This is a genomic window from Thioalkalivibrio halophilus, from assembly GCF_001995255.1.
Taxonomy (GTDB): domain Bacteria; phylum Pseudomonadota; class Gammaproteobacteria; order Ectothiorhodospirales; family Ectothiorhodospiraceae; genus Thioalkalivibrio; species Thioalkalivibrio halophilus.
Map to the genome: position 1 here is coordinate 68,331 of NZ_MUZR01000006.1, position 6,772 is coordinate 75,102.

The following is a 6,772-nucleotide window of genomic DNA, read 5'->3' on the forward strand; positions in this document are numbered from 1 at the left end:
TTCGGGGCTGCGGGGCAGGGATGCTCTCCCGGGAGTTAAGGGTGGACGGGGAGAGAAGGAGCCTGCGTGCAAAACGCGGGAGTGGCAGCGCGGGCGCGAATAAATCTGTATAGTGACGGCCCTTTTGCCAGTACCCAGAGTTCGTATTCCATGACCGAGAAGCTTCGCAACATCGCCATCATCGCCCACGTCGACCATGGCAAGACCACGCTGGTCGACCAGCTCCTGCGCCAGTCCGGCACCCTCGACGAACGTGGCGACCACGGCGAGCGGGTCATGGATTCCAACGCGCTGGAGCAGGAACGCGGGATCACCATCCTGTCGAAGAACACCGCCATCAAGTGGCAGGACTACCGCATCAACATCGTCGACACCCCCGGGCACGCCGACTTCGGCGGCGAGGTCGAGCGCGTGCTGTCGATGGTCGACTCCGTGCTGCTGCTGGTGGACGCGGTGGATGGCCCCATGCCGCAGACCCGCTTCGTGACCCAGAAGGCCTTCGCGATGGGCTTCAAGCCGATCGTGGTGGTCAACAAGGTCGACCGCCCGGGCGCGCGCCCCGACTGGGCCGTGGATCAGGTCTTCGACCTGTTCGACCGCCTGGGCGCCAGCGACGAGCAGCTGGACTTCCCGATCGTCTACGCCTCGGCGCTCAACGGCTTCGCCGGCATGGATTCGGACGTGACCGAAGGCGACATGACCTGCCTGCTGGAGACCATCGTCGAGCACGTGTCGCCGCCGGACGTGGACGCCGACGGCCCGTTCCAGATGCAGGTCTCCTCGCTGGACTACAACTCCTACCAGGGCCTGATCGGCGTCGGCCGGGTGAAGCGCGGGCGCATCACCCCGAACACCCAGGTCAAGGTGATCGACCGCGAAGGCGGCGTGCGCAACGGCCGCATGCTGCAGATCATGGGCTTCCACGGGCTGGACCGGGTGGATGTCAGCGAGGCCAACGCCGGCGACATCATCACCTTCACCGGCATGGACAAGCTGTTCATCTCCGACACCCTGTGCGACCCGAGCAATGTCGAGGCCCTGCCGGCCCTGACCGTGGACGAGCCCACGGTCAGCATGACCTTCCAGGTGAACACCTCCCCGCTGGCCGGCAAGGAGGGCAAGTACGTCACCTCCCGCGTGATCCGCGAGCGCCTGGACGAGGAGCTCAAGCACAACGTCGCCCTGCGCGTGGAAGATACCGAGGACCCCGACAAGTTCCGCGTCTCCGGCCGTGGCGAGCTGCACCTGGGGATCCTCATCGAGAACATGCGCCGCGAGGGCTACGAGCTGGGCGTCTCGCGCCCCGAGGTGGTCATCCGCGAGGTGGATGGCGTGAAGCAGGAGCCCTACGAGACCGTGACCGTGGACATCGAGGAAGAGCACCAGGGCACGGTGATGGAGAAGCTGGGCGAACGCCGCGGCGAACTCACCAACATGATGCCGGACGGCAAGGGCCGGGTGCGCCTGGACTACACCATCCCCTCGCGCGGGCTGATCGGCTTTCAGACCGAGTTCATGACCGCGACCTCGGGCACCGGCATCCTGCACCACGTGTTCGACCACTACGGGCCGTTGTCCACGACGGGTTCGGTGGCCTCGCGCCAGAACGGCGTACTGATCGCCAACGGTCCCGGCAAGGCCATCGGCTTCGCCCTGTTCAACCTGCAGGACCGCGGCAAGCTGTTCATCGGCCCCGGCGAGGAGGTCTACGAGGGCATGGTCATCGGCCTGCACGCGCGTGAGAACGACTTGGTCGTGAACGCCCTCAAAGCCAAGCAGCTCACCAACGTGCGCGCGGCCGGCACCGACGAGAACATCCAGCTGACCCCGCCGGTGCGCATGACGCTGGAGCAGGCGATCGAGTTCATCGATGACGACGAACTCGTCGAGGTGACCCCGAGCGCCATCCGCATCCGCAAGAAGCTCCTGCTGGAGCACGAGCGCAAAAAGGCCTCGCGCGCCGCCGCCAACGCCTGACGCCCGTCTCCGCCCCGGCGCCCGCCGGGGCGGAGTGCTACCCTGATCCTTGACGTGTACGCTATATTGGCACGGAGGTGTGGGATGTATGCGATTGAGTTCGAGACTGATATTCGGGATGGGGTCGTCAGGATTCCGGGTGAGTATGCGCGTCTGAACAATACGCATGCCAGGGTGGTCGTGCTGGTTGACGACGGTGACGCGAAGGATGCCGACGTACAGGCTTTCTCCGAGCACTCCGCCAGTACGATCGATGAATGGCGCGAGCCCGCCGAGGACGACGTGTGGACTTGAAGGTTGGCGATGTCGTCCTCTGCGAGTTCTATTTCTCGGATCTTGGCGCGCGCAAACACAGGCCCGTGATCGTCTTCAGGGACAACTTGCCATTCGAGGATTTTGTCGGCGTTCCCGTCAGCAGTCAGACCGCCACGCTGCATGACGATGAGTTCATCCTCGAGCCGACTGAACTCGCCGAGGGAACGCTTCCCAAGCGTTCGAAAATCATGGTCCGAAAGACATTCGTGATCGCCCGCAAGGTGGTGGTCAAGCGCTACGGGCGCTTGTCGGAGGAGCGCCTGCAGCAGCTGCACGTCGACTTTTGCCGTTTCTTCGACTGCCACTCGTCGCGAGGCGCGACCTGACTCTGCCTGACAGTTAGCCCAATCGGTGGCTGTCGACTGAAACCGCCTGATCCTGGGATCATCAGGCTTGCGGTTCGGGCTGGTCTTCGGCGTCCATGCGGGCGAGCATGCGCATGCCGCCGGCCATGCAGGTCAGTGCCGAGCGGGCCGCGTCGTCGAACATGGCCGGGGCGTCCTGCAGCACGTCGGCCGGAGGAAGGTGCCAGTATTTCGGACGGCAGCCGGGCGGGCGACCGGCCGGCATGGCCTCCGCGGCCTCGGCGTCCACCGCCACCAGCAGGTCCGCCCACTCCAGGTCCTCGCGCGTGAGTTCGCCCATGGCCGGGCGCGGGCGCACCTCCAGCCATTCGGCCACGTCCCTGTCCTGCGCGGCCAGTTCGGCCACGCGATCGGCGCGGCCGTCATCCCCGGCGGCGGCCACCAGAAGACGCGCGCGGCGCTTAAACATCTCCGCGCCCCTGCGGGTTCATTTGGCGGTGGCCCGCGCGGGGCCGCAGGATGCCGGGATCATCATTCATCGCGGAGAACCTCTCATGGCCGAATTCGACTGGTCGCAGTATGCCCTGGGCGAGCTGAAGCTGGTGTACACCACGCTGCACGCCCAGCTGACCCTGCAGCCGGAGCTGATGGACTCGCAACTGATGGAAGACCTGCAGGCCCACCTGCAGCAGGCAGCGAAAGCCGACGGCGTGGACGCCTCCACCCACTCCCAGTGGGCCGCCTGGCTCAACGATCGCTGACGGGGAATTGCTCAAGCCCAATCACGGGATGCCATGCCCGAGAGGGTGACGATTCAGACATGAATGGCCTCGCGTTCCACATACGGCCGTAGTTCGGGGCGCAAGGCTCGTACGGTTACCAGGTCTACGGGGCGTCCGAGCAGGTCCTCGAGGTAGAACTGCAGCCCGAAATACTGTTGTGCCGACGCTGGATCGGGGAAATCGACGAGGATGTCGATGTCGCTTTCATGGTCGGCTTCGTTTCGGGCGAGCGAGCCAAACAGCGCGAGCTCTCGTACGCCAAACTCGCGGATCAGTATGGCGCGATGCGCCCGGAGTGTCGCCAGGACACGGTGACGTTCGAGCGGCGATGATGCGGGGGGCTGTCCCGCAAGCGTTGTACCGGTCGCATGAGGCGGCATCATCCCGCTCCCCGTGTTCAGGCGTCGCCGGCGGTGGCCTTGCGGTGCTCGGCGGCGAAGTCGAGCATGCGCTGCGTCGCGGTCAGGGCCTTCAGACGGGCGTCCTCGTCGATGAAAATCTTGTTGGTGGCCGGCTCGGCGGTGTCTTCCAGTGTATTGGCCAGCGAGACCAGATCGTTCATCGCCATCCACGGACAGTGGGCGCAGCTGGTGCAGGTCGCGCTTTCGCCGCCGGTGGGGGCCTCGATCAGGGTCTTGTCCGGGGCCGCCTCGCGCATCTTGTAGAAGATGCCCTTGTCGGTCGCCACGATGAATTCCGGCTCGTCGCGGTCCTTCACCGCGGCGATCAGCTGGCTGGTGGAGCCCACCACGTCGGCCTGATGGATCACCTCGCGCGGCGACTCCGGATGCACCAGCACGGCGGCGTCCGGATGACGGCTGCGCAGATCCTCCAGCGCCCAGGAGCGGAACTCGTCGTGCACCACGCAGGAGCCATCCCACAGCACCATGTCGGCGCCGGTGGTGCGGCGGATGTAGTCGCCCAGGTGCTTGTCGGGCGCCCACAGGATCTTCTTCCCCTGGTCGCGCAGGTGCTCCACCAGCGGCACCGCGATGCTGGAGGTGACCACGTAGTCCGCCTGCGCCTTCACGTCCACCGAGGTGTTCGAGTACACCACCACGGTGTGGTCCGGGTGCTGCGCGCGGAATTTCGCGAACTCGTCCGCCGGGCAGCCCAGGTCCAGCGAGCACTCGGCCTCCAGCGTGGGCATCAGCACGCGCTTCTCCGGGCTGAGGATCTTGGCCGTCTCGCCCATGAAACGCACCCCGGCCACCACCAGCGTGCTCGCCGGATGGTCCTTGCCGAAGCGCGCCATCTCCAGCGAATCCGCCACGCAGCCGCCGGTCTCGTCCGCCAGGCGCTGCAGCGAGTCGTCCACGTAATAGTGCGCCACCAGCACCGCGTCGCGCTCGCGCAGCAGGCGCTTGATGCGTTCCACCAGCTCCGCGCGCTCGGCCTCGCCGAGGTGGTGCAGCCCGGCGGTCACGTGCGCCGTGGACGGCACGTGGAACAGCGGTTTTTCGGCCACCGGTGCGGTCATGGGAATCCTCGCCGTTATTACAGTCTGCTTATAATACGACAGCCCCCTTTCCGGTGTCGTTCGGCCCTGCCATGACCGAGCTTGAGCAACAGTACCGACAATTGTCCTTCGACCAGCGCATGGAGATGGCGCTGGCCGCCGACCTGGAGCCGTGCTGGCGCCCGTTCCTGGTGCGCGACCAGCATGCCCAGGTCAAGGCGTATTTCTCCCGCCGTCTCGATCTGCAGCCCGACGAAGTCGCCCTGCTGCTGGCGGACCCCAACCAGACCGTGCGCCTGAACTGCGCCAAGCGGCCCGACCTCACGCCGGAGCAGGTGGCCGCCTGCGTGAACGACCGCGACCCCAACCTGCGCTACTTCGTGGCCCGCAACCCGCTGCTGAGCGAAGACCAGCGGGAACAACTGATGGACGACGAGGACGAACTGGTACGCATTGCCGTGCGCAAGGGCCCCAAACAGCGCGGCACCCGCGCCCGACCCGGCCAGGCCGAGATGATCCGTTGACCGATACCCAGCCCGAAAAACCCGAACGCCCGAAACCCACCGCGCGCCGCCGTGCGCTCGGCTGGGGCATCCAGATCGCCATCGCGCTGGCCATCTTCCTGCTGGTGCGCGCCTGGATGGCCCGCGACATGGTGGAAGGCCCGGCCCCCGAGTTCGAGGCCGAACTGCTCGACGGCTCGCCCGTGGCCCTGTCCGACTACGTGGGCGACGAACCCGTGCTGCTGCATTTCTGGGCCACGTGGTGTCCCATCTGCCGGCTGGAGGAAGGCGAGATCGTGCGGCTGTCGGACAGCCATCCGGTGCTGACCGTCGCCATGCAGTCCGGCGAGCCGCAGGAGGTCATCGACCACCTGAACGAGAACGAGCGCGAACTGGCCACCATCAACGACCCGCAGGGCCAGCTCGCCGCCCGCTACGGTGTCCAGGGCGTCCCCGCCAGCTTCATCATCAACACCGACGGCGACGTCGTCTTTCGCAAGCAGGGCTACGCCCCGCCGCTGGAACTGCGTTTCCGCCTCTGGCTCGCCCGCTGGCTCTGATGGTGCAGCCCCGGGTCGCCTGCACCAACGGCAGCTCATGGGGCGCGGGCAATGGGGTTTGGGCAGTACAGGCCCAAGGGTTACACTGAAAAGTGTAACTCCGGGAGGCAAAGATGGAAGCCACCACCAAGGACATGCGGCTCCACAGCCGCGAACTCCTCGCCGCGATCGATCGTGGAGAGGAGATCGTGATCACCTATCATGGCCGGAAGCGGGCCCGTCTTGTGCCCTTCACCCTCCGCGAGGAAAACGGGCGAGAAGAGGGGACTCGCAATCCGTTGTTCGGACTCTGGAGTGACCGGACCGGATCGGTAGACGACCAGGTTCGGCGGATGCGCCAACCGAGGGCGTTCGACTGATGCTGGTGGACACGGACGTCCTGATCTGGAACCTGCGCGGGAACCGGAAAGCGGGGGACTGGCTCGACAGTTCGCCCGGATTCACGGTGTCTGCCGTTACCTACATGGAGCTGGTTCAGGGCCTGCGGAGCCAGGCCGAATTCCGGATGCTTCGGCAGGCCATGAGCTACTGGGATGCCACAATTCATCCCGTCAGCGAAGCGATTTCGACTCGTGCCACCTTCCTGGTCGAGATGTATTCGCTCAGCCACAACATGCAAATGGCCGATGCCCTGGTTGCCGCAACGGCCACCCAGCTTGGCCTGCCTCTGGTCACGGCCAACGATCGCCACTACCGCCACATCGAAGGCCTCGAAATCCACCTGTTCCGACCGGAATAAGGTCTCACTCATGCCGTCTTCGGCCAGAGGACGGGCCCCGCGGCCCGGGGGCGCCTTGTGGGGGCGCAGCCCCCTGCGCGATGCGGTGCGGGGATGGCCCCGATCGGCCAGAGGGCTGGCCTCCTTGTGTGT

11 protein-coding genes are annotated in these 6,772 nt (G+C 66.0%); 8 read left to right on the forward strand and 3 right to left on the reverse strand.

What is annotated here, in order from left to right; genetic code table 11:
- Positions 1-150: 150 nt before the first annotated feature.
- The 3 genes from typA to B1A74_RS02085 all read left to right on the forward strand — a co-directional run bounded on the left by typA (position 151) and on the right by B1A74_RS02085 (position 2,618).
- The gene (gene typA, locus B1A74_RS02075) at positions 151-1,977 is read left to right on the forward strand and encodes a translational GTPase TypA (protein WP_024329280.1); all 1,827 of its coding nucleotides are present in this window, start codon (positions 151-153) and stop codon (positions 1,975-1,977) included.
- 84 nt (positions 1,978-2,061) lie between these two features.
- Positions 2,062-2,271, forward strand: coding sequence for a hypothetical protein (locus tag B1A74_RS02080; protein WP_018946711.1), 210 nt, complete (start codon positions 2,062-2,064; stop codon positions 2,269-2,271).
- A complete protein-coding gene (locus tag B1A74_RS02085; protein ID WP_018946712.1) occupies positions 2,262-2,618 on the forward strand; it encodes a type II toxin-antitoxin system PemK/MazF family toxin in 357 nt (118 codons plus the stop codon). Before B1A74_RS02080 ends, B1A74_RS02085 begins: the two co-directional genes overlap by 10 nt.
- A 61-nt stretch (positions 2,619-2,679) precedes the next feature.
- On the opposite strand, the gene B1A74_RS02090 is transcribed toward B1A74_RS02085, so the two are convergent.
- Positions 2,680-3,066, reverse strand: coding sequence for a precorrin-3B synthase (locus B1A74_RS02090; RefSeq protein WP_077243635.1), 387 nt, complete (start codon positions 3,064-3,066; stop codon positions 2,680-2,682).
- Between the two features lie 85 nt (positions 3,067-3,151).
- Between B1A74_RS02090 and B1A74_RS02095 the strand changes: the two genes are divergently transcribed.
- On the forward strand, positions 3,152-3,358 hold the full coding sequence (locus B1A74_RS02095; RefSeq protein ID WP_024329275.1) for a hypothetical protein: 207 nt from the start codon (positions 3,152-3,154) through the stop codon (positions 3,356-3,358).
- 53 nt (positions 3,359-3,411) lie between these two features.
- Here B1A74_RS02095 and B1A74_RS02100 read toward each other — a convergent pair whose 3' ends face one another.
- Together B1A74_RS02100 and nadA are read right to left on the reverse strand one after the other, a co-directional pair.
- Complete coding sequence (locus B1A74_RS02100; RefSeq protein WP_077243636.1) at positions 3,412-3,762, reverse strand: nucleotidyltransferase family protein; 351 nt, start codon at positions 3,760-3,762, stop codon at positions 3,412-3,414.
- A gap of 14 nt (positions 3,763-3,776) precedes the next feature.
- Positions 3,777-4,859: a quinolinate synthase NadA gene (gene nadA, locus B1A74_RS02105; RefSeq protein ID WP_077243637.1), complete on the reverse strand. Its 1,083-nt coding sequence runs from the start codon at positions 4,857-4,859 to the stop codon at positions 3,777-3,779.
- 71 nt (positions 4,860-4,930) lie between these two features.
- Here nadA and B1A74_RS02110 point away from each other — a divergent pair, with 71 nt between their 5' ends.
- The 4 genes from B1A74_RS02110 to B1A74_RS02125 all read left to right on the forward strand — a co-directional run bounded on the left by B1A74_RS02110 (position 4,931) and on the right by B1A74_RS02125 (position 6,640).
- The gene (locus B1A74_RS02110; RefSeq protein WP_026288939.1) at positions 4,931-5,362 is read left to right on the forward strand and encodes a hypothetical protein; all 432 of its coding nucleotides are present in this window, start codon (positions 4,931-4,933) and stop codon (positions 5,360-5,362) included.
- Positions 5,359-5,901, forward strand: a complete 543-nt coding sequence (locus B1A74_RS02115) for a protein disulfide oxidoreductase (protein WP_077243638.1) — start codon at positions 5,359-5,361, stop codon at positions 5,899-5,901. The genes B1A74_RS02110 and B1A74_RS02115 overlap by 4 nt, the downstream gene beginning before the upstream one ends.
- 113 nt (positions 5,902-6,014) lie before the next feature.
- Positions 6,015-6,260 (forward strand): type II toxin-antitoxin system Phd/YefM family antitoxin, encoded by a 246-nt coding sequence (locus tag B1A74_RS02120; RefSeq protein ID WP_018946718.1) that lies wholly within the window; start codon positions 6,015-6,017, stop codon positions 6,258-6,260.
- On the forward strand, positions 6,260-6,640 hold the full coding sequence (locus B1A74_RS02125) for a type II toxin-antitoxin system VapC family toxin (protein WP_077243639.1): 381 nt from the start codon (positions 6,260-6,262) through the stop codon (positions 6,638-6,640). Before B1A74_RS02120 ends, B1A74_RS02125 begins: the two co-directional genes overlap by 1 nt.
- Positions 6,641-6,772: the final 132 nt, after the last annotated feature.